General features: G+C 70.9%; 14 protein-coding genes, 1 tRNA gene and 1 pseudogene. 10 read left to right on the forward strand and 6 right to left on the reverse strand.

Translation table 11 applies throughout. From position 1 onward, the window contains the following. Positions 1–23: 23 nt before the first annotated feature. Positions 24–350: a hypothetical protein gene (locus ACWGPF_RS12730; RefSeq protein WP_452333169.1), complete on the reverse strand. Its 327-nt coding sequence runs from the start codon at positions 348–350 to the stop codon at positions 24–26. A 618-nt stretch (positions 351–968) separates the two neighbouring features. On the opposite strand from ACWGPF_RS12730, the gene ACWGPF_RS12735 reads away from it, so the two are divergent. Beyond that, positions 969–1,042 (forward strand) — tRNA-Gly (locus ACWGPF_RS12735). Between the two features lie 384 nt (positions 1,043–1,426). Then, positions 1,427–2,339 (forward strand): annotated as a pseudogene (locus ACWGPF_RS12740) (ISL3 family transposase); the annotation flags it as partial. A 361-nt stretch (positions 2,340–2,700) separates the two neighbouring features. Here the strand turns inward: ACWGPF_RS12740 and ACWGPF_RS12745 are convergent. Further along, on the reverse strand, positions 2,701–3,609 hold the full coding sequence (locus ACWGPF_RS12745; RefSeq protein WP_452333170.1) for an NAD-dependent epimerase/dehydratase family protein: 909 nt from the start codon (positions 3,607–3,609) through the stop codon (positions 2,701–2,703). Positions 3,610–3,780: 171 nt separating this feature from the next. Here ACWGPF_RS12745 and ACWGPF_RS12750 point away from each other — a divergent pair, with 171 nt between their 5' ends. After that, positions 3,781–5,007 carry an enolase C-terminal domain-like protein gene (locus tag ACWGPF_RS12750; RefSeq protein ID WP_452333171.1) on the forward strand — a complete coding sequence of 409 codons (1,227 nt, stop codon included), beginning with the start codon at positions 3,781–3,783 and terminating at the stop codon, positions 5,005–5,007. Beyond that, positions 5,007–5,996 (forward strand): hypothetical protein, encoded by a 990-nt coding sequence (locus ACWGPF_RS12755; RefSeq protein ID WP_452333172.1) that lies wholly within the window; start codon positions 5,007–5,009, stop codon positions 5,994–5,996. The genes ACWGPF_RS12750 and ACWGPF_RS12755 overlap by 1 nt, the downstream gene beginning before the upstream one ends. Positions 5,997–6,003: 7 nt before the next feature. On the opposite strand, the gene ACWGPF_RS12760 is transcribed toward ACWGPF_RS12755, so the two are convergent. Next, the gene (locus ACWGPF_RS12760) at positions 6,004–7,008 is read right to left on the reverse strand and encodes a LacI family DNA-binding transcriptional regulator (RefSeq protein ID WP_452333173.1); all 1,005 of its coding nucleotides are present in this window, start codon (positions 7,006–7,008) and stop codon (positions 6,004–6,006) included. A 91-nt stretch (positions 7,009–7,099) separates the two neighbouring features. Here ACWGPF_RS12760 and ACWGPF_RS12765 point away from each other — a divergent pair, with 91 nt between their 5' ends. From ACWGPF_RS12765 to ACWGPF_RS12780, 4 genes are read left to right on the forward strand one after another with little or no spacing between them, the layout of a single operon-like run. Then, entirely contained in the window at positions 7,100–9,577 is a 2,478-nt protein-coding gene (locus tag ACWGPF_RS12765) for a hypothetical protein (protein WP_452333174.1), read from the forward strand. Further along, the gene (locus ACWGPF_RS12770) at positions 9,570–10,505 is read left to right on the forward strand and encodes a carbohydrate ABC transporter permease (RefSeq protein WP_452333175.1); all 936 of its coding nucleotides are present in this window, start codon (positions 9,570–9,572) and stop codon (positions 10,503–10,505) included. Before ACWGPF_RS12765 ends, ACWGPF_RS12770 begins: the two co-directional genes overlap by 8 nt. Further along, positions 10,505–11,329, forward strand: a complete 825-nt coding sequence (locus tag ACWGPF_RS12775; RefSeq protein ID WP_452333176.1) for a carbohydrate ABC transporter permease — start codon at positions 10,505–10,507, stop codon at positions 11,327–11,329. The genes ACWGPF_RS12770 and ACWGPF_RS12775 overlap by 1 nt, the downstream gene beginning before the upstream one ends. Positions 11,330–11,384: 55 nt before the next feature. Continuing rightward, the gene (locus tag ACWGPF_RS12780) at positions 11,385–12,662 is read left to right on the forward strand and encodes an ABC transporter substrate-binding protein (protein ID WP_452333177.1); all 1,278 of its coding nucleotides are present in this window, start codon (positions 11,385–11,387) and stop codon (positions 12,660–12,662) included. A 68-nt stretch (positions 12,663–12,730) separates the two neighbouring features. Here ACWGPF_RS12780 and ACWGPF_RS12785 read toward each other — a convergent pair whose 3' ends face one another. Both ACWGPF_RS12785 and ACWGPF_RS12790 read right to left on the reverse strand, forming a co-directional pair. Beyond that, positions 12,731–14,350, reverse strand: a complete 1,620-nt coding sequence (locus ACWGPF_RS12785) for a glycosyl hydrolase family 28 protein (RefSeq protein ID WP_452333178.1) — start codon at positions 14,348–14,350, stop codon at positions 12,731–12,733. A gap of 169 nt (positions 14,351–14,519) precedes the next feature. Then, the gene (locus tag ACWGPF_RS12790) at positions 14,520–15,311 is read right to left on the reverse strand and encodes an SDR family NAD(P)-dependent oxidoreductase (protein ID WP_452333179.1); all 792 of its coding nucleotides are present in this window, start codon (positions 15,309–15,311) and stop codon (positions 14,520–14,522) included. 94 nt (positions 15,312–15,405) lie between these two features. Between ACWGPF_RS12790 and ACWGPF_RS12795 the strand changes: the two genes are divergently transcribed. Next, entirely contained in the window at positions 15,406–15,900 is a 495-nt protein-coding gene (locus tag ACWGPF_RS12795; RefSeq protein WP_452333180.1) for a MarR family winged helix-turn-helix transcriptional regulator, read from the forward strand. Between the two features lie 34 nt (positions 15,901–15,934). Here ACWGPF_RS12795 and ACWGPF_RS12800 read toward each other — a convergent pair whose 3' ends face one another. Next, positions 15,935–17,185: a hypothetical protein gene (locus ACWGPF_RS12800; RefSeq protein ID WP_452333181.1), complete on the reverse strand. Its 1,251-nt coding sequence runs from the start codon at positions 17,183–17,185 to the stop codon at positions 15,935–15,937. Positions 17,186–17,777: 592 nt separating this feature from the next. Between ACWGPF_RS12800 and ACWGPF_RS12805 the strand changes: the two genes are divergently transcribed. After that, on the forward strand, positions 17,778–22,811 hold the full coding sequence (locus tag ACWGPF_RS12805; RefSeq protein WP_452333182.1) for an SdrD B-like domain-containing protein: 5,034 nt from the start codon (positions 17,778–17,780) through the stop codon (positions 22,809–22,811). Positions 22,812–22,856 lie beyond the last annotated feature (45 nt).

Raw genomic sequence — 22,856 nt, forward strand, 5'->3', positions numbered from 1 at the left:
TCACCCCATGTCGCTCCGACCCTTCAGCGGGCCGAGCCGCCTTCCTCGTACCAGTCCGAAACGCGGTCGTCGTCTGACGGCACGGCGGCCAGGGCGCGCGGGGTGAACCGCACCGATTCGGCGAGCGCGGCGACCTTCGCCGCGCGGTCTTCCTCTCGTCCAGCGGCCGCCCTCAGGAGCGCCCGGTCGGCGTCGCGTTTCGAGCGGAGCGCGATGCTCACGTCGGCGAGGCGTTTGGCGATCACGGCCGCGAGACCGTCCCGCAGTTCCTCGAGGTTGGTGCCGGAGATCCTGAGCCGTCGGTCCGAGACCTCGATGGCGGCGTCCGGGTATCCGAGGTCGATCATCATGCGGTGCGTCTCATCGGAGCGGAGTGCGATGATCTCCTCCGCGTCGGGGCGGCGATCGAAGACGGCTTCCACCGTGTATCGAGCGGGGGCGTCTGCCGTGAGCAGCGTGTGGGGCAGGGAACTGACGAGTACCGCGGAGAGTCCGAGCGGTGCGAGGTCACCTCCGGTCGAGCCTGAATAGGTGTCCATGTTCTGACGCTACGGCGGGTGCGCGCGCGACACATGGGGTTGCGTCGACGAGGAAGACGTGCTCCCGCCCCGGCCCAGTGGGCACCGCCGATGCTGTCGACCTTGATGGGGGCGTAGAGGTGGACCTCGTGGCCGTCGGTCGCGGTGTAGAAGGTCTTGCCGGCCCAATAGTCGGCGCTGATGGTGCCGGCGGCGATGGGGCCGTGGCCGCCGAGGATGGTCTCGAGGGCGGTGAAGTTGACGAGGGTCACGGCGTCCTCGGCAGTCTTGGGCTGGCTGCCCGTGGGTGTCACGTATTCGACGGGCGTACCCGCCGAACGGCAGCGAGCGCGTTTCCGTCCCATAAGCGTCCCATTTGCCGGAAACGTACCCGACCTGTAGGCTCGACTCACTCGCTCCTGCCGCGTGATTCCGCGGCAGATCGGGTACGGGGCTGTAGTTCAATGGCAGAACTTCTGCTTCCCAAGCAGACAGCGCGGGTTCGATTCCCGTCAGCCCCTCCATATGTGAATTCCAAAGCTATCTCGGACTTTCTGGAGTTGCTTCAGACTGAAGTTCCACTTCGATCCCGCGCACGTTCAGCCCCATACCCGGTTGCCGCCAGCCCATGACAGTTAGCCCACCGAGGCGACCTGGTCGCTCAAGGGCAGTGGGAATCGGAGTGTCCAGTTGGACCCGGAGCGGACGTGCATCGTCGATGATGCACTCGCCGAGAGCGCTACGCGCGCAATCGCACCGTTTCTTCGCCCCGTTCGAGGACCAGTCCGGACCCAGACGGGCTCTTCGCAGTTGAGGGTGTAGTCGGGGTGTGCGCGGTGGTGGCTGGATAGGTGTCGAGGTCCCCCGAGGATGGAAGTTCCTACGCTCGTCATCCGGAAGACCTCGACGTGTTCAACGCTACCTTCGCCGCGCCCTGTCTCACCACGTTCTGCCGCCTCGACGAACTCGGCCTCGAGGCCGTCGGGCAGCATCTCAAGGCTGATCGGGCGGTGATCGAGTGCCGGGTCGTCGACGACGATCCGTGGTGCCGCAAGTGCGGAGCAAAGGGTGTGCCGCGGGACACGGTGGTCCGTCGGCTCGCGCATGAGCCGTTCGGGCACAGACCCACGCTCCTGCTGGTGAGGGTGCGCCGCTACCGGTGCGCGCACTGCGGGCGCACGTGGCGGCAGGACACGTCGAAGGCCGCCGCGCCGCGCGCGAAGATCTCTCGTGGCGGGCTCGGCTGGGCGCTGACAGCGATCGTCGTGGATCACCTCACGGTGACCCGCGTGGCGGCCGGTCTCGGAGTGTCATGGCATACCGCGAACAGCGCGATCATCGCCGAGGGTCGAAGGCGACTGATCGACGACGCGGCCCGGTTCGACGGTGTCACCACGATCGGCGTCGACGAGCACGTCTGGCGCCACACACGCCTCGGCGACAAGTACGTCACCGTGATCATCGACCTCCCCCCCCCCCCCCGCCTGCGAGAAGACCGGCCCCGCGCGCCTGCTGGACATGGTTGAAGGACGCTCCAAGGCCGCCTTCAAGCAGTGGCTCGCGGGCCGCCCGAAGCAGTGGCGGGACGGGATCGAGGTGGTCGCGATGGACGGATTCAGCGGGTTCAAGACCGCCGCCGCGGAAGAGCTCCCCGACGCGGTCCCGGTGATGGACCCGTTCCACGTCGTCCGCCTCGCCGGCGACGCCCTCGACCGCTGCCGGCAGCGGGTGCAGCAGGACACGCTCGGGCATCGCGGCCGCGCTGGCGACCCGCTCTACAAGGCGCGCCGCACGCTCCACACCGGCTTCCGCAACCTCACGAACTATGTCGCGAGATCCGTGCTCGAAGCCGGAGGATTCAGACCCCACCTACACCCTTGATTCCGAAGAGCCTGTTATCGATGCCGTTCCGTTGGCCGAGGTCGCTGGGGCCGACCTTGTTGAGGGTTTCCGCGAGAAGGAGCGCGTCCATGCTGAGCAATTTCTCGGGGGCGTGCTGGACGCCGATCTTGGTGAGGAACTGGTGGGCAATTTCTGCAGCCCACCAGGCAGGGATGACGCGGGATGCGCCGCCCGAGAATCCGGCGAGGTGATGGTAAAGGCCGTCCGCGCTGGGGCGGATGGGAGTGCGAGGCTGGAGAATCCGCCAGCGCTGTGGCCGGTGACGGTGACGCTGTTCGGGTCACCGCCAAAGCGCGCGATGCCTGCTCCGCAGCCACGGTGAGCACATCCAGCAGCACCCGGAATAGCTTTGGAAGTGACACCATATCTCCCCCGGCCGCCGCGGGACGTCCCACCGTTCGCCGATCGGATGGTCGGCGCGGGTGAACACGCCGCCGATCGGCTCCGACCGGTCGGGCTCGCCGGAGACGACCTCGCCGCGGCGACGCCGCTCGGCGCCCGCGTCGTCCTGCGGCACGTACCCGATCGCCTCGCCCGCTGCGAGCGGGAACCAGTCCGGCGCATTGCGCGAGACGCCCCAGACGACGTGGTGGCGTCCGTCGGCCAGGGCGATCGACGCCTCGCACAGCCGGGCGGCGTCGCCCGCCGACAGCCACGTCGCGATCGTACGGCCGTCGCCGGGGCTCTCCTCGAAGGTGCAGATCCGGGCGCTGACGACGGTCAGGCCGAAACGGTCGGCGTACAGCGATCCGAGCGCCTCCATGGCGGCCTTCGTCACGCCGTAGTAGCTGTCGGGGCGCGGCACCCGGGCCGCCGGGTCGGACACCTCGGCCGGCAGCCGGAAGCCCGCGGCGTGGATCGAGCTCGCCAGCATCACGCTGCGCACGCCGGCCTCGTGCGCAGACTCGAGAACGATGCGCGTGCCATCGATGTTGACGCGCAGCAGGTCGGCCCACGGCGCCTCGGTCGCGATCCCGGCGAGATGGATGACCGCGTCCGCCCCGCGCATCGCGTCCGTCATCGCCCCGGCGTCCTCGATCGACGCGTCGATCCACTCGCCCTCGCCCGCACCCGCTGGCTCCGCCCGGTCGACGAGGCGCAACGCCCGTCCGTCCCTCCTCAGCAGCGGTACGACGGACCGGCCGATCCGACCCGCCGCCCCCGTCACGACGATGATCTCCGTTGACATCGACCTCTCCTCTGTCTACTGTCGGAAGCCAGGGTGTGAATCCATTCACATTCCCCGAGTCCGCCCACTGTAGCGCGCGTCTCCATGACATCACGCGACACGGCGGCGCAGAAGACCTCTGCGGGGCGGGGGCGCGCCGCCTCCCGCCCCGCAGGGCCGAGGCAGGAGCCCATGAGCCGCATCCGCACCGTCGAGGTCCTCCCCCTCGCCTTCCCCGATCCCCCGCTGCGCAACAGCTGGGGCGTCCACGAACCGCTCGCCCTCCGCACCCTCGTCGTCCTCACGCTCGACGACGGCACGACGGGCTTCGGCGAGACAAGCGGAGAGCAGCCGCTGCTCGGTCGCCTCGAGCGCGCCGCCGCACGTCTGGTCGGCCTCCGCGTCGACCGCCCGGAGACGCTGCGCGCCGCCGTCGACGAGGCCATCGGACCGCACGTGGATGCGATCGAGCGGCGCAAGGCCTTTTCTCCGTTCGAGGTCGCCGCGCTCGACGCGCTGGGACACCTCGAAGACGTCGGCGTCGTCGACCTGCTCGGCGGCCGCGCCCGCGACGGCATCGACTACGCGGGGTACCTCTTCTACAAGTGGGCGGGCCATCCCGGGCAACCCGACGACGAGTGGGGTGCAGCCGAGGATCCCGCCGGCATGGTCCGGCTCGCGAAGCGGATGATCGCGCGGTTCGGCTTCCGCTCCCTCAAGCTCAAGGCGGGCGTCCACCCGCCCGACGTCGAGGTCGCGACCCTGAAGGCGCTCGCGTCCGCCTTCCCCGGCGTCCCGCTTCGCATCGACCCCAACGCGGCGTGGAGCGTCGACACGGCCGTCGAGGTCGCCCGCGCGCTCGCCGGGACGGTGGAGTACCTCGAAGACCCGACGCCGGGGATCGAGGGGATGGCCGAGGTGCGCCGCCGGGGAGGCGTGCCGCTCGCGACGAACATGGTCGTCGTCTCGGCCGAGACGCTCGCGCCCGCGGCCGACGCGGGCGCCGTCGACGTCGTGCTGGCCGATCATCACTACTGGGGCGGCCTCGCGGCCACCCGCGAGCTCGGTCGCGCATGCGCAGAGCGGGGCATCGGCCTCGCGATGCACTCCAACTCGCACCTCGGCGTATCGCTCGCGGCGATGACGCATGCCGCCGCGGCGACCCCCGAGCTCGACCGCGCGTGCGACACGCACCTCCCGTGGAACATCGCCGACGACATCCTCGAACCGGGTGCCATCACCATCCGCGACGGCCGCGTGCAGGTGCCCGACGGCCCCGGCCTCGGCGTCGACATCAGACGCGACGTCGTCGACCGCCTGCACCGGCTCCGCCTCGCCTCCGGCCGCTCGGGTCGCGACGACACCGCCTATGCGCGTACCGTCGACCCCGACTACGATCCGACGCTGCCGAGGTTCTGATGCACACGACGTTCCGCCTGTACCCGTGGGACGTCGACGGCGACCCCGCCGCGGCGGCGCGCCTGCGCGACGCCGGCGTGGAGCGCGTGTCGCTCGCGGCCACCTATCACGCGGCCCGCGTCGTCACCCCGCACCACCCCCGGCACCGCATCCTGACGCTGCCCGCATCGGCGAGCTACCTCGACGACGCCGTCGGCCTGCCGCGCGGCACGGCCTCGTTCGCCCGGGCACGAGCTGCGCTCGAGGCGGAGGGGATCGCGGTCGGCACATGGGCCGTGATCGGCCACCTCGACGACGCCCTCCGTGAGCTCCCACGGGTCGTGAACGCCTTCGGCGACGAGCTCCCGCACGCCCCCTGCCTCTCGCACGTCGCCGTGCGCGAGGCGCTGCGCGCGATCTCGGCCGCCGCGGCCCGTGCGGCCGTCGGCGAGAACATCCACCTCGAGGCGATCGGATGGCAGGGCCTCGCGCACGGCTCGCTCCACGACAAGATCCACGGAGCGGACCTCTCCCCCGTCGAGGCCGAGCTGCTCTCGCTGTGCGTGTGCGCGGCATGCGCCGACGCGGCGGGACTCGAAGCCCCGGCCGCAGCCGTCCGCGCGGGCGACCGCGATGTCGTGTCGCGTCTGCGAGAGGCCCGGACGGCGACGGCCGACGCGTTCGCGCGTCTGCTCGTCGACGACGCCCTCGCCATCGGGGCGCGCGAGGTCTGCGTCGCCGTCGAGCAGACCGGCGGGCTCGACGGCGATCCGAGGATCGAGCGCCTCGTGGACTGCTGGGGCACGCCCGAGCGCGGGGTCGCGGCCCTCGACCGCGCCGGCGGCGGGACGGCCTACCTCGACATCCTCTCGACTCCTCGGGAGGGGTTCGCCGCGCACTGGCGCGCCCTCGTCTCCCACGGCGCCGACCGGCTGCACGTCTACCACGCGGGACTCGCGTCGCCCGCGCGCCTGGCCGCCGCCGTCGCGGCCGCGGCTCAGTTCTCCTGAGCCGCCATCAGCGCGGCAGCGACGTGTCGCGCACGACGAGGGCCGGAGCGAAGCGCGCCGCCGCGCCCTCCTCCCCCTCGAGGTCGAGGAGGATCCGCACGGCCGCCGCCCCGAGCGCCGCCGACGGGTGCCGGATGGTCGTGAGGGGCACGATCGCGAAGTCGGCGAACTCGATGTCGTCATAGCCGACGAGCGACATCTCGCCCGGCACGGCGACGCCGGCCGACAGCAGGCCGTGCAGGAGCCCCAGGGCGAGCAGGTCGTTGCCCGCGAAGACGCCATCCGGCCGGTCGCCGCCCGCGAGGATGTCGGCGGCCACGCTCTCGCCCACCCGGGCGTTCTGCGCATCCGTGCGCACGACGCGGAGCGCGGCATCCGACACCTCGCCGACGGCGCGCCGCGCCCCCGCAAGGCGCGCGTCGACGTGCGGGTGGGGGCCCCCGGCGAACAGCAGCCGGCGACGGCCCTGGTCGAGCAGGTGCCGCGTGGCGAGGTACCCGCCCTGCTCGTTGTCACCTGAGATGGCGGGGTAGTCGTGCGCGCCCTCCGCCAGCCCGACGAGCACGAAAGGGGTACCGCGACGGCGCAGCTCGACGAGCTCGTCGGGCACCGTCGCGACAGGAGCGGCGATGATCCCGCTCACCTGCTGCGATTCGAAGAAGCCGACGTAGTCGCGCTCGCGCTGCGTGTCGTCGCCGCTGTTCGCCACGATGATGAAGCGGCCGTGCGCCGCCGCCTCGCGCTCCGCCCCCGCGGCGACCTCCGCATAGACCGGGTTGGTCGTATCGGAGACGAGCAACCCGATCGCGAGGCTGTGGCCGACGCGCAGTCGACGCGCCGCGTCGTTGCCCACGTACCCCAGCTCGTCGGCCGCCGCGAGCACGCGGCGCCGGAGCTCTTCGGAGACGCGAGCGGGACGGGTGAACGTGTACGACGCGGTCGCCCGCGACACTCCCGCCCGCTCGGCGACGTCCTTGATGCCGATGGTCGACGGGCGGTTCTGGCTCGGCATGTCGCTCCCTCGCGGCTTGTCGTGGACGGCTTCGTAGGTTAGCGTAGCGGAAATCGTGAATCGATTCACGCGCAAAGGAGCAGATCCGACGATGACACCGACGTTCTCGACGCTGTGGGCGGTCAACGGCGCCCTCGACGTCGTCGAGCTCCGGCGGCAGCTCGACGACTTCGCCGCGGCAGGACTCGACGGCGTCGTCTTCCACCCGCGTCGCTACCCCGATGACCCCCGCTACCTCGGCGACGACTACCTCGCGATCGTGTCGCAGGTCGTCCGAGACGCCCGCGACCGGGGGCTGGCCTTCTGGATCTACGACGAGAACGGATGGCCGAGCGGCACCGTGGGCGGGGAGATGCTGAGACGGCATCCGGCGCTGCGGCAGCGCTGGCTCGACCTCGTCCCGGACGACGTGCAGGACGCGCTCGTGCGCTTCCGACGAGCGGGGAGGGCATGGGCCGTCGTCGAACGCCACGGCGAGGGCGTCGACTACCTCTCACCCGACCTCGGCGATCGGTTCATCGATCTCTGCTACGACCGGTACATGCAGGGCCTCGACCCCGACGCGTCGGCGCACGTGGCCGGATTCTTCTCCGACGAGCCGGAACTCGGGCTCGGGCACGCCCAGCACCTCCTCTCGCGTCATGGCGCCGTCCCGTGGACGCCGGACCTCCCCGCGCAGTACCGGGCACGGCACGACCGCGACCTCCTCGACGACCTGCCGTCGGTCTTCCTGACGGACGAGCGCTCGGCCGCCGTGCGCACGCGCTTCTGGGAGCTCGTCGGCGATCTCTTCGCGGAGCGCTATCTCGCTCGTCTCGACGACTGGTGCAGAGAGCGCGGGCTGACGTTCACGGCGCACCTCAAAGGCGAGGAGCACCCGCTGTTCCAGCTGCCCACATCCGGATCTCTCGGCTCCGCCGTGCGCGGGATCGGCCTGCCGGGGCTCGACGCGCTCGGCCGACTCCCCGTCAACGACTTCTACCCGCGCCTCGTCGCGACGACGGCGCGGCAGTTCGGCGACGGCCGCGTCATGGCCGAGGCGTTCGGCGGCGCGGGCTGGGGCGCCTCCCCCGCCGATCTGGAGCGCTACCTGCTCTGGCTGGGCCGTCACGGCGTCACCGACTTCGTCCTGCATCTGAGCCAGTACCGCCTCGACTCCGAGGCGATCGAGGACTGGCCACCCAGCCATCCGCGGCACGTGAGCTGGGCAGGCGCCTACGCCGAGGTGCTCGCGTCGGTGCGCGCCGACCTCGCGCGGGCGGCGGCGCCGGGAGACGCCGTGCTCGTCGTCGTTCCGCAGCGCGCGCTCGCCGAGCGGTTCGAGCCGTGGGAGTTCACGGCCACCAACGTGCACGACGCGCACGACTACCCCGCGACGGAGGCCGGTGCGATCAACGACCGCTTCCTCGCGATCGCGGGGGCGCTCCACGAGGCAGGCGTCGCCGCCGACTTCGCCGACGAGCGCACGGTCGAAGCGGCGGTCCGCCTCGAGGCCGAGGGAATCCGCATCGGCCGCGCGCGCTACCGCAGCGCGATCGTCCCCGCCGACGCGGTGCTCGATGAGGGCACGCGCGCGATCCTCGCGCCGTTCGCCGCGGACGTCCCGTCCGCGGGCCCGCCCGCGGACCGCGCACCGGCATCCGCCTCGCTCGGCGACGGTCCGCCCGCGCGAATCCCGCTCGCGACGGGATGGGCTCCAGAGGGGCCGCTCCGCAACGAGCTGCCCCTCGAACCGCGCCGGATCGGCGGCCGATGGGTGTGCGAGCTCGCCTCCGTCGACTTCGCCGGCTCTGTCGAGCTGCGCTTCGCAGACACCCCCGAGGACCCGCGATGGAACGGCGACGCCGTCGCGATCACGTCGACGTCGGATCTCGGCGCGACGGCGTCCGTCGACGTGCGCCCCGGCTGCACGGGGCACGTCGATCTCGGCGAGGCGCGACGAGCTCACCCGGTGCCGCGCGTCTGGGCGGCGGGGCCGTTCCGCGTGCGAGTTGCCGCCATCCGCGACGAAGGTCCGCTCACCGCGCTCGCGGGCCCGTTCGCGCTGGCCTCCGGCCGCGCGACCCTCGGAACCGACCTGACCGCCGAGGGCCTGCCGTTCGCGTTCGAGCCGATCGATGTCGCGACCGTCGTGACGGTCCCGCCCGGCACGAGGGCTCTCGTGCTCGACGGATGCCGGGCGGATGCCGTGTTCGCGCGGATCGGCGACGCCCCCGGCCGCTGGCTGTGGGGCGAGGGCCCCTGGACGCTCCCCGTCGATCACGCGGGGGACGTCCACGTGCGCCTGCGCGTCGTGCCGAGCAGCTTCAACCGCTACGGCCCGCACCACCATTACGCGAGCGACCCGACGACGGTCAGTCCCGCGCAGATGCGCGGCGATCGGAACTACGCCGACCGCGACGACGCCCCGCTGCACACGCACGTGGCGGGCTGGTGGGTGCGCACGCTCGCGCTCCCCTCCCTCTTCGCGGTCCCCCGGGGCGCTGCCGTTGACACGCGAGCTCTGACACCTCTATCTTTGACCTGTGAATCGATTCACGCGCACGAAGGAGTGACGTACCGTGACTAGCACCCTCGAGGCTCCCCCCACCGCGTCGGCGATGCCCGCACCGCCCGCCGCCCGCCGCCGGCGTCGCGCCGGCATCATCGCACCGTGGTGGTTCGTCGCCCCCGCCGTCGCCGTCTACGCCTTCATCGTGGTCGTGCCGAGCCTCCGCGGGGCGTTTTTCTCGACCACCGACTGGAACGGGCTCGGCTCGGGATGGCAGTGGGTGGGGCTGGAGAACTTCGCCTCCGTCTTCACGGACCGCGCCGCGCAGGCCGCGCTCGGCAACACCGTCCTCCTCGCGGTGCTGTGCACGGTGATCCAGAACGCCGTCGGCCTCGCACTCGCCGTCGGGCTGAACTCGCTCGTGAAGTCCCGCTTCGTGCTCAGGGTGGTCTTCTTCGCGCCCGTCGTCCTCACTCCGCTCGTCGCGGGGTATGTGTGGAGCTACCTGCTCTCGCCCAACGGCACCGCGAACGACCTGCTGCGGTCCGCAGGCTTGGGCGCGCTCGCACAGAACTGGCTCGGCGACCCCGACTACGCCCTGTTCGCCGTCGTCGCCGCGATCGTGTGGCAGTTCGCCGGCTACTCCATGGTCATCTTCCTCGCCGGTCTCCAGGCCGTGCCCGAGGAGATCCTCGAGGCCGCGACGATCGACGGCGCAGGGCCCTGGCGCCGGTTCTGGAGCGTCACGTTCCCGCTCCTCAACGGCGCGGTGGTCATCAATGTGATGCTGAGCCTCATCGGCGGTCTCAAGCAGTTCGACCAGGTCGTCGCGATGACGGGCGGCGGCCCCGGCACCGCGACCGAGACCATCTCGACGCTCATCTACAAGAACGCATTCCTGCTCGGCGAGTACCCGTTCTCCGTCGCGCTCGCCGTCGTCATGACGGTGTTCATCGCCGTCCTGTCGGCCATCCAGTACCGGCTGACCTTGAGGAAGGCGTCCTGATGCCCACGCGCTACACCGGCCGCACGCTCGTCCGCGAGATCGTGCTCATCGCCGTCGCCGTCATCTGGTTCATCCCGATCGTCGCCCTCGTGAACGTGTCGCTCAAGCCGGTCGGAGCGCAGACGAACGCGCTTGAGCCGGAGTGGCCCCCGACCTTCGAGAACTACGGCCGCGCGTGGACCGAGGCCAGCCTCGGCGCCGCCCTGGCGAACAGCGCCGTCGTCGCGGTCGTGAGCATCGTCGCGATCGTCGCCGTCTCCGCCCTCGCCTCCTACCCGCTCGCGCGCGTCACGCGGCGCTGGTCGCGGTGGACCTTCTTCGGACTCCTCGGCGGGCTTCTCATCCCTGCGCAGCTCGCGCTCCTGCCGCTGTACTCGACGATGCGCGACCTCGGGCTGCTCGGATCGCTCTGGTCGGTCATCCTCATCAACATCGGGACGGCCATGCCGTTCTCGGTCTTCCTGTACACGACGTTCCTGCGCGACCTTCCGCTCGAATACGAGGAGGCCGCGGTCCTGGACGGATGCGGGCCGGTGCGGACCTTCCTGCGCGTGGTGTTCCCGCTCGTCCGGCCCGCCACGGGCACGGTCGTCATCTTGAACCTCGTCGGCATCTGGAACGAGTTCTTCGTGCCGCTGCTGTACCTCTCGGGCAGCGGGAACGACACCGCCCCCGTCGCGATCTACGGCTTCGTCAGCCAATACGTCACCGTCTGGCCGCTCGTCTTCGCCGGACTGGTCATCACCGTCGTCCCGATCCTGATCGTCTACTTCTCGCTGCAGAAGTACGTCATCAAGGGCTTCGCGGGAGGACTCAAGGGATAGACACCCGCTGTCCCTGCGGCGCACCCACTCTGCATCATCCGTTCAAGGAGGAACTGTGAAGAACACCACCACCCGGCGCACCGGCGCCGCCGTCGCGGCCGTCGCCGCACTCGCGCTCGCGGGGTGCTCGACCGACCCCGGCACCGCGTCGCAGGGAGACGACGGCACCGTGCTCACGCTCAGCGCGGCGGGCGAGGCCCCCGCCCAGGCCGTGATCGACGCCTTCGAGGCGTCGCACCCCGGCATCACCGTCGAGGCCTCGTTCGCCAACGACGACGAGTCGTACCAGCAGACCCTGCGCACGCAGCTGTCCGCGGGCACGGCACCCGATGTGTTCCGCGTCTGGCCGGGCAACGGCAACGCCACCGCCGTCACGCCGCTGAGCGAGGACGGCCTGCTCCTGTCGCTGGAGGACCGTCCGTGGGCGGGCGACGTCTCCGACGCCGTGCGCCCCGTCGCCGAGGACGCCGAAGGGGCGCTCGTCGGCGTGCCGGTGACGGTCGTCGGCATCGGCGCGGTCTGGAACGATCAGGCGCTCGAGGAGACCGAGCTCACGGCGCCGACCACCTGGAGCGAGGTTCTGCAGCTGTGCGCCGACGCGCGCGACGCGGGCAGGGTCGCGTTCGCCCTCGGCCTGAAGTCGGCGTGGGTCACGCAGCTGCTCCCGTACGCGATCACGGCGTCGACCGTCTACGGGCCGGATGCGGCGTTCACGCAGGCCCAGCTCGACGGCGAGACCTCGTTCTCGGATTCGGAGTGGAAGGCGTCGGAGGAGAAGTACCTCGAGATGCGCGACGCCGGGTGCTTCAACGACGACCCGGTCGGGATCGGGTACGACGAGCAGATGACGATGCTGGGTCGAGGGGAGGCACTCGGCGCCGTGCACATCACCTCGGCCGCCGAGAACGCGCAGCAGTACGCCGACGAGGGGACGACCTTCTCGATGACGCCGTTCCCGGCCACGGACTCCGCCGACGACACGTACCTGCCCGTCTCCGTCGGCGTCGTGTACGCCGCCAACGCCGCATCCGACAACGCGGAGCTGGCACGCGAGTTCATCGACTTCCTCGCCTCGAGCGAGGGGCAGGCGGCCTATGCCACGGCGGCGGGCGCGGCGCCGGCGCTCGCCTCGGACGACTTCGAGCCGAACCCCGTGCTGAGCCCCGTCACGGAGTTCCAGGCGGAAGGACGCGACCGGCCGTTCCCCGACGTGTTCTGGCCCAACACCAAGGTGCAGCAGGAGCACCTGACCGGCATCCAGGAGCTCTTCACCGACAGCATCACGGTCGACGAGCTGCTGCAGCGGATGGACGACGCCTTCGCCGAGGGCTGAGCCCAGGACGCACGGAAGAGGGGGTGTCCGCCGTGAGGCGGGCGCCCCCTCTTCCGTGCGTCGCGGAGCTACGGGACGATCTGGATGTTCGACGCGTCGCTCACGTTGGTGACGTTCATCTGCGCGAGAGTCGTCGCCGTCGCCGCGCTGCCGGGCATCCGGATGGCCTCGAACCGCACGTCGGTGATGGACGCACCGGGAACGCCGTTGATGCGCGCCGGCGTCGTCCCGGCGTCGCGGATCGTGAACCGCGTGAGGTCGACGTCCGCGACGGTCCCGATGCCCTCGGCCGTGCTGCCCGTCCACAGCGCCATCCAGGTCCTGTTGCCGTCGTTCGAATGGCGCAGCCGCTCGATGTCGATGTCCTCGAACTGGATGCTGGCGGCACCGGCCGTGCCGTACTTGTGGTGCACGCCGACGCCCACCGCCGCGTCGTAGATCGTGGCATCCCGGAACGTGACGTCGAGCTGCGTCTGGAACACGCCCTGACCGACCTTGAGCCCGTAGCAGTAGGTCCAGCTGACGAGGTCCTCGAAGAGGACGCGCTCGAGCGGTCTCGGCGACCCCGGCACGTTCGCGAAGAGGTCGATGTGGTTCGCCCAGGTCTTGGTGCTGAAGGGGTCGTCGAGTCCGATCCCGATCGCACCCCGCACGACGACGTCGGACGACTCCATGACGTCGATGCCGTCGTTCTCGCCCATGTCGAACCTGTTGAAGATCTTGATGTCGCGGAACTGCAGGTCGCTCGACCGGGTGGGCATGATGGCCCAGCTGCTCGACTCCCGGAAGGTGATGCCGTCGACCTCGAAGCCCGTCGTGTAGATCGGCACGAGGAGGTTCACGCCGAGGTTGCCCGGCTGCAGCGAATCCATGCCGTCGCCGTCGATGATGCCCCGTCCCGTGATCGAGATGTTGTCGGACGAGTACCGCGTCGAGAGGAACCACGTCACGTCGCGCTGCTGAGAGTTCTTGCGCCAGTGCACGTCGTACTGCGCGCGCTCGCCCGTGTAGGTCAGGATGGCGCCCGGCTCCAGATAGAGATGGACGTCGGATCGCAGGTAGAGGGTTCCCAGCCGGTAGACGCCGGCCGGCACGTAGACGACGCCCTGGCCGCCGTTCGCCGATCCCCACGCGGCCGCGTCGTCCAGCGCGGTCTGGAACGCCGTGGTGGAGTACGCCGACGCCCCGGGCTGCGCGCCGTAGTCGTCCACGACGTGGAAGATCCCCGCTCCCGAGCTCGCCGGGCGGTCGGTCTCGAGCGGATCGATCGCGATGACGAGCTCCGGCCGGCCGTCGATCTTCACGATGAGGTACTCGTCGTCGGAGACCGTGAAGGTGAGCGTCGGACCGCTCGTCGTGCCGGTGAGTCCGAGCTTCAGGGGGCTGATCGAGTACGCGCCGATGGCGGTGTTGTTGCGCTTCGTCACGGCGATCACGGCGTCGCCGTCGCCCATGGCGAACTGCGCGATGTCGTACCCGGCGTAGTCCTGCACCGGGACGCTCTGTCCGTTGACGGTCAGCACGAAGTCGGGTGAGGCGGGGTACGCGCCCGCGAGCGGGTAGATGTCGAGCGGCGCGGGCGCTGCGGACGCCGGCGCGGGCGGCCCCGCGACGGCGAGGAAGGTCGCGACGAGGAGCGTCGCGAGGAGCGCCCCGAGGGCGCGCATGGTCGTGGTGGCGTGCTGCATCGCACGGATCCTCTCGTGAGCCGCCGACCGGCGGCACGGGAGGCCGCCTTGGCGCCGCGCGACCCCGACGGCGGCGTCCGATTCTGCGGTGAATCGATCCACAGCCATCGCGACGACGATATCGAGGGCGGAGGGCTGCGTCAACCGGCCACTGCGAGACCCCGCCCCCTCACAGCATCGCCGTGAGCACGCCCCCGTCGGCTCGGATGGCCGCCCCGTTCGTCGCCGACGACAGCGGGCTGGCGAGGTACGCGGCGAGGTGGGCGATCTCGCGGGGCTCGATGAACCGCTCGAGGAGGGTCGTCGCGTTCTGCCCGATGACGGCCGCCTTGACGGCCCCCTCCGGAGCTCCCTGCGCCTCCGCGATCGCGGCGACCGCGCCGGCCACCCCGTCGGAGTAGGTGGGGCCGCCGAGCACCGTGTTGACGGTGACGGCAGTGCCGCGCGTGAGCTTGGCGAGCCCGTTGCCGAGCGCGATCATGCCCGCCTTCGTGACGCCGTAGTGGATCATGTCGGCTGGCACATTGACGCCCGACTCGCTGCTCACGAGCAGCACGCGACCCCATCCGCGCTCGAGCATGCCGGGGAGCAAGCCGCGCGAAAGGCGCACGGCGCTCATGAGGTTCACCTCGAGATAGCGCGCCCATTCGTCGTCGTCGATGGCGGCGAACTCCGCGAGCCCGAACAGGCCCACGTTGTTCACGAGGATGTCGACCTCGCCGAGTTCCTCGCGCAGTCGGTCGACCTCGCCGACCCGCGCGAAGTCGGCGACCAGCCCGCAAGGGGCGGCGCCGGGGTGAGCGGCACGGAGCGCCGCAACCGCCCGGTCGACGCTGTCGGCCGACCGGCCGTTCACGACAACGGCGGCCCCCTCCGCTGCCAGCGCCGAGGCGATCGCGAACCCGATCCCCTGCGTCGATCCGCTCACGAACGCCGTCCTGCCCTGCAGCTGAAGATCCACGGGATCCCCTCCTTCATTTCTCAATCACTTTCGCAAGCAAGCAATACTAGCGCGATTGACTTTCCTGAGCAAGTGAATGGGATAGACTCCGGTCATGGCCGCCGACACCGTTCCGTCCGGGCTCGACCCCGCGCACCTCGCCGTGTGGGCGTCCGTCGCGACGCTCATGGAGCGACTCCCCGCCGCTCTCGACGCGCAGCTGCAGCGCGACAGCGGCCTGGCCCATTTCGAGCACGGCGTGCTGTACGCGCTGTCGACGGCCCCTGAGCGCACCCTGCGGATGAGCACCCTCGCGGGCTACGCGAGCAGCACGCTCTCCCGTCTCTCGCGCGCCGTCGCCCGGCTGGAGCGGAAGGACCTCGTACGTCGGAGCGTCGACCCGTCCGACGGCCGGGTCACACTCGCCACGCTGACCGACACCGGGATGGCGCTGCTCGCGCACTCGACACCCGCCCACCACGCGCTCGTCGAAGAGCTCGTCTTCGCGCCGCTCACCGAGGCGCAGGTGCGACAGCTCGGCGTGATCGCGGAGCGCATCGCCCGCGCCGTGGACCCCGCCGCCCCCTGGAGCGCACCGCACACCGCCTGACGACCCGCAACCGCAGGCGAGCGCCGCGACCCGGCTATCGCGCTGCGTTCCATGCGTCCGCGAACGACCCCTCGCCCTCGATCCGATCGGCGGCCGTGACGCACAGCACCGCCTCCGCCGGCCGCTCGACGCAGATCCGCTCGCCCGTGCGAGCGAGCTCCCGGAGCGCCGGCGCGTAGTCGGCCGCCGGCGCGGCGCCCTCGTCGAGGTGCAGCGTCACCCCGGTCGACGGGTTCACACGGATGACCGAGACGCCGTCGTGCGCGAGGATCTCTGCTGCGGCGTCCACCCGCGCCTCCAGACGCGCAGGGTCGTCGCCCACCTCGATCCCTGGAGCAGAGAGCGTGACCGGATCGAGCGTCGTGGCGCCGACCGACCGCGCCGCCGCCAGCAGGTCGTCCACCGTCGGGAACTCCAGGCTCGCCGCCCGGTCGTCCGACCAGGCCGACATCGGCGGCGACGGAAGCGAGGCGATGAGTGCACGCACGGCGTGGCCCTGCGCTCCGGGCGCGAGCACGACGAGCTCGCTCGAGACGAAGACGGCCATCCCCGAGCCGTCGAGCGCGTGCGCGAGGATCGCCTGCGCCCGTGCGGCATCGCCCTCCTCGAGGACGCGGACATCGAAGCCATCCTCGTCGATCTCCGTGGACACCAGCGGGACCTCGGCCGTCAGGGCACGCCACGCCGCCGCCCCGCGGTGCACCCATTCGCCCGCGCGCCCCCTGAGGGAGAGGACTCCGTCGACATCCTCGGCGGCGCGGGTCGCGGGTGCATCCGGCGCGTCTCCTCCGACGAATGCGATGGCGCGCTCCGGGTCGCGCGTCACGACCGAGACCCCGTCGAGGCGCTCGTGCACGTCGTCGGCCCCGAGCGACCCCGACACCAGCGTGTCGTCCGCCCGCAGCTCGCGGAGCACTCCGAGCGCCTCCTCGTTGCGCGTCGCATCGCGCAGGACGGGCACGCGCCATCCGCCGAGGAGGACGTCGACGCGCACGTCGGCGCCCTCGTCGTGCGAACGGATGCGCTCGGAGATCGCCGCGAGGCGGTCGTCATCGAGATCGTCGACGACCGTGACGGTGCCGCCCGCACCGCCCGTGAAGGGCATGCCGTCGGCCGTCGTGAGGTCGGTCGCGACGACGGCCGGGTCGTCGGCGAGGTCCCGCGCGAGCCCTCCGCTCACATCGTCGCCCGTGAGGCATCCCGCCGGCAGCAGCATCGCCGCCAGCACGGAGGCGGCGACGAGGGCGCGCGCCACGGCGCGACCGCGCGTGCCGAAGGATGCCATCCCCTCACGCTACGGCATGACTGAAGATGCATTCAGGGCGTCTGGAGCCTGCTCCGCGCACCATGTCGAGGGTGAAGTTCGCGACGGCGCGCGCCGGTCGGCACCGACGTTCCGGGGGCGGAGCTGTCGGTCGCTTGCCCGCGGGGCAGCAGCACCGCGGGCATGCCGCCCGGTCCGATAGCGTCACGGCGAGCCCGACGTGAGCTCACAGCACAGCACATCGTCAGCTCATCGAGCGGCGGACGTGCGCCGTCGCTCTCGCGCCGGTCGACGTGGACCCCCAACTCGGCGTCGACCGGCGCGGCTCCCTCGATGACGCGCGCTGACGCATCCGGGTGAAATCGCGTGTGAAATCCCCCATCCCGTCACAGCCCGCCGTCGACCCCCTCGATACGTTCGACGGTGGCGACGACTGCGGACCTGGGGGTCCGCAGTCGTCTCCGGATCTCCCGCATCGCGACGCCGCCCGAACGGCGAGCGTGCGGATGACCGCACTCGCGCGGGAGGTCGCGCCCGCTCTGACCGGAACGGGAACCTGCACGAAGGGTCGGCGGGGCGACGTTCGTCGCGCCCGCCGGGGGATCGAGGAGACATGCACGGGGAACAGGCGCGCCCGCAGACGGCGCGCGTCGGCACGACGACGTGGAGGGCGGCCCTCGCAGCGCTGCTCGCCGCGCTGCTCGTGATCTTGGGAATGCCGGGCCCGGCCACGGCCGCGGCGATGCCGGGAGTGACGCTGACCGTCGATTACGGCGACGCGGCGTACGACGGCACCACGGTCGTCACGCCCGGCACGACCTACGAAGCCGAGCTGAAGTACGACGTCTCGGCGATCACGCCCGGCGGCTCGGTCATCGTCACGGTTCCGGACGGCGTCACGTTCCCGAGCGGCGTTCCCGTGGGCAACACGGTCGTCGAGTCGATCGAGGTGAACGGTGACGGGGACCTCGTCGTCACCTTCAAGGACGAGCCGGAGAACATCGCGCAGGGCTACATCCGCTTCGCGTTCACCGTGGAAGAGCCGGCCGAGCACTCCGAGGAGCGCGAGCTGACCTGGGCTCTCGACGGCGAGGAGACGACGACCACGGTCATCGTCAAGAAGCCGGGTGACGAGTTCCGACCCGATCTCGTCGACACCTTCTCGAAGTCTGTCGGAAGTGCACGGCTGAACTCATCCGTCACGCGCTCGGCCGACGGCGTCGTGACTCTCGCACCGGGCGTCGTCGACACCGACATCCCCTACACGATCACGATCGACTCCGCCGACGCGCGGGAGATCACCCTGTCCGACACGCTCAGCGACTACCTCGCCTACGACGAGGGCAGCTTCACCGCGACGCTCACGACCTGGGATGACAACGGGCTCAACAAGACGACGGAGGCCTACGCGCTGCCCGCCGTGGCGATCGACGGCCAGACCTTCACCCTCGACGGCGTCCAGGTGCCCGCGGGCAGCCGGCTCGCCATCTCCTACACCGCGAACGTGCGCGCGGACCAGGTCGACGCCCTCGAGGCCGCCCTGCAGCAGAAGGCCGACGCCGTCGACCCCGTCGCGGGCGGCAGCTACTCGGTCTCGCTCGGCAACTCCGCTGTGATCGACGGCACGACGCGCACGGGGTCGATCTCGATCGGCGGCAGCGTCGCCGCGGCGGCGCAGCCGGGTTACGGCTCGGTGTTCAAGAAGTCGTCGAGCCTGCCCGGCACGACGGCCGTCGTGCTCGACGCCGACGGGCAGCTCGCCGAGCCTCTCGACGTCACGTACACTCTCGGTGCCGAGTTGACCAGGCTCGCCGAGTTCGCCGGGACGACCTACGAGCTCACGCAGAACGTCATCGTCACCGACACCCTCGTCGCGGGCATCGACTGGCAGGACGGCGACTTCCTCGCTGTCACTGCGGGCGACCTCGTGCTGCAGCAGGCCCCGACATCGGTCTCCGACACCGACTTCCGCACCGACGCCTACATCGGCTTCTACCGGCTCTCCGCCGACGGCAAGACCCTGTCGATCAACGTCGGCCACGACACGACGCAGGACGTCGCGATCACGGCGCGTGCGGTCATCTCGAGCGTCGACGGCCTGGCCTCCACGCAGCCCGGGCAGAGCCAGCCGCAGATCGACGCCGTCTACACCGCGAAGAACACCGCGCGTTTCACATACGACCAGGCGGGCCAGACCCGCAACTGGGACAAGAACGCCGAGAACAAGCTCACGACGCAGAAGGCGCCCGGCAGCGAGATCGACGACCCGGCAGCGTTCGACAAGTCGATCGGCGCGCTCGGACGGATGACGACGGGCGAGGCATACCTCGTGCCCTTCACCTTCACGATCGCCGAGGGCTCGGTCCTCGACCTCGCGCAGTCGCGAATCATCGACGACATCGACCAGACGATCTTCGATGTGAGCGACCTCGACGCGATCAGGGAGTCGATCACGGGTTCGTACGCCTGGGAGACCGGCCTGAGCGGCTCGGACTTCGACCTGGCTCTGAACGAGGACGGCGAGCTCGTCTTCACGACATCCGACACCTTCGGATCGAACCTCACGTGGGCGAAGCCCGCTGAGGGCGCGGCCCTCACCGGACGTCTGCAGATCACGGTCCAGATTCCGACCGTCGTGATCGAGGGCAAGCAGACGATCAGCATCGTCAACAACGCGCGCGTCGAGGGCGCCACCAAGCAGGACTGGGTCTGGACGTCCGAGACCTCCGGTACGGCGACGTCGTACGGCGACGAGCTCGAGGTCGCCAAGACGATCTACAACGGCTCCGGCTCGTGGACGAAGAACCTCCGGGTCGAGCTCGACGAGAACGGCGACCTCGTCCGCGACGAGTTCATCTACCGCGTGCAGCTGCTTCCGCACGGCAGCTTCGACACGTCGATCCTCGACATGGTCGACCTGCTGCCCGAGGGCACGACGCTCCTCGGCTTCGTGAGCGACGACGACCTCGAGTCCGGCAGCACGCATGCCTCGACGACGGCCGACATGGGCAGCGGCGTGCGCGCGACGGCCGACTTCGAGGCCGGCACGATCACGATCACGCAGGCGAGCGGACGCGTGAACGCGTCGTCATCGCCGTACGTGAACTTCAAGGTGCGCATCGACACGTTCACGCAGGACGTGCCCATCCGCAACACCATCGCAGGCGCGACGGCGACCATCACGCCGTCCGACGGATACCCCCTCAGCATCGCGAAGGCCGACGCGACGAACGACGACGTCGTGATCACCGACCGCGACGCCCGCTTCACGGTGACGGCGCCCGACGGCTCGATCGTGACCGACGAGGCGTACGTCGTCGACGGCCAGCTCGTCGTCGAGGGATCCGACGGTGCCGACGTCGCGATCGTCGTCCCAGCCGCCGAGGGCGACGCCGTCCCCGCCGGCCTGTACACCGTGACGGAGACGAAGGCGCCGGCCGGCTACGAGCGTTCCGACGCGGCCGTCTTCGTCACGATCGCCGAGGACGGCACGTCGAACGCCGCGACCTTCTACAACACCCCCGCCGCGACCTACGCGATCGGCGACGTGGTGTGGATCGACGACGACCGCGATGGAGTACAGGGCGAGGGCGAGCCCCCGCTCGAGGGCGTGACGGTCGAGCTGCTCGACGAGAACGGCGAGGTCGTCGACACGACGACGACGGATGCCGATGGCCGGTACCTCTTCGATCTGCTCCTCGAGGGCGTCTACTCGGTGCGCTTCGTCCTCACGGAGGAACAGTCGTCCGAGTACACCTTCACGACGGCCGACGCCGGCGACGCCGACGCGGTGGACTCGGACGCCGACCGCCTGACGGGCGAGACCGGTCCGATCGTCCTGAACGATGAGAACGCCGCTCTCGTCGGAGCCGCCGACTACCTCGACGGCTCCGTCGTCAAGGCCACGAACGGCATCGACCCGACATGGGATGCGGGCGTCGTCCGCAAGACCTACGCGATCGGCGACGTCGTCTGGATCGACGCCGACGGCGACGGTCTCCAGGGCGACGACGAGACCCCCCTGGCGGGTGTCTCGGTCGAGCTGCTCGACGGCGACGGCGCGCCCGTTCTCGACGGCACGGGCGAGCCCCTCGTCGTCTCCACCGACGACGCCGGCCGCTACCTGTTCGACGGCCTGCCGGCCGGCGAGTACCGGGTGCGGTTCACCCTGACCGACGAGCAGGCCGCGACCTACGTGTTCACCTCCGCGAACGCGGGCGATGACGCGACCGACTCCGACGCCGATCCGGCGACGGGCCTCACCACGGTCATCGTGCTCGACGGATCGAACTCCGCTCTCACCACCGAGTACGACCGCGAGCTCTCGGCGACCGAGGGCATCGACCCCACGTGGGACGCAGGTGTGCGTCTGGCGTCGGTGTCGGTGGGTGACTTCGTGTGGCTGGATTCGGATCGTGATGGTGTGCAGGAGGAGGGCGAGCCGGGGATCCCGGGTGTGACGCTGACTCTGACGGGTCCGGATGGTGAGCCGGTGACGGACGTGTTCGGCAACCCGGTCGAGCCCGTGGTGACGGACGAGGACGGGTTCTACTCGTTCGAGAACCTGCCGGCTCTTCCTGCGGGTGAGCACTACACGGTCACGGTCACGCCTCCCGCGGGCTACGACCCCACCACGCCCGGTCAGGGTGAGCCGGGCGAGGACTCCTCGAACGGTTCGGCGGAGTCGACCGACCTCACGCAGGACGGCGACCGTGACGACACCCTGGACTTCGGTTTCGTGCCGGACCTGGTGTCGGTGGGCGACTACGTGTGGATCGACCAGGACCGCGACGGCATCCAGGACGAGGGCGAAACCCCCGTTCCGGGTGTCGAGGTGATCCTCTACGACGCCGACGGCGAGGAGATCGCGCGCACCACGACGGACGAGGACGGGTACTACGTGTTCCCCGACCTCACCCCGGGTGCGGAGTACACGATCGCGTTCCCCACCACGATCGAGGTCGACGGCCGCACCTACCCGCTCACCCAGCAGGGCGCGGGCGACGACACGGCCGCGGACTCCAACCCGGGAGCGGACGGACGGTACTCGTTCACCGCCCCCGACACCGGAGACAACTCCACCGAGCCCGGCCAGGCCGACGACCCCACCATCGACGCCGGCTACGCCCCCGTTCCGGTCGAGCCGACACCGGAGCCGACCCCGGTTCCCACGGACGAGCCCACGCCCGCTCCCACGGACGAGCCGACGCCCGCTCCCACGGACGAGCCGACTCCGGTCCCCACGCCGGCACCGACCCAGGAGCCGGCCCCGGCACCAACGGACGAGCCGACACCGGAGCCCACGGACGAGCCGACCCCGGCCCCGACCCAGGAGCCGGCCCCGGCACCCACGGACGAGCCGACCCCGGCCCCGACCGAGGAGCCGGACCCGACCGAGGAGCCGACCCCGGCGCCCACGGAGGAGCCGGCCCCGACCGAGGAGCCCACCCCGGCGCCCACGGACGAGCCCACGCCCGCCGAGGCGCCCGCACCCGCGGACGACCCCACGGCGGAGGCGACACCGGCCCCGACCGACGGACTGCAGGCGACGGGCGCCGCCATCGCGCCCCTGCTGCTCGGACTCGGTCTGCTGATCGCGATCGCGGGCGTGCTGATCGTCTTCGGCCGCCGCCAGAGGGTCGGCTGACCCGTCCCCTTTGAGAAGACGTGGGCGCCGCAGAGAGATCTGCGG

Source organism: Microbacterium sp. NPDC055683, from assembly GCF_053617895.1.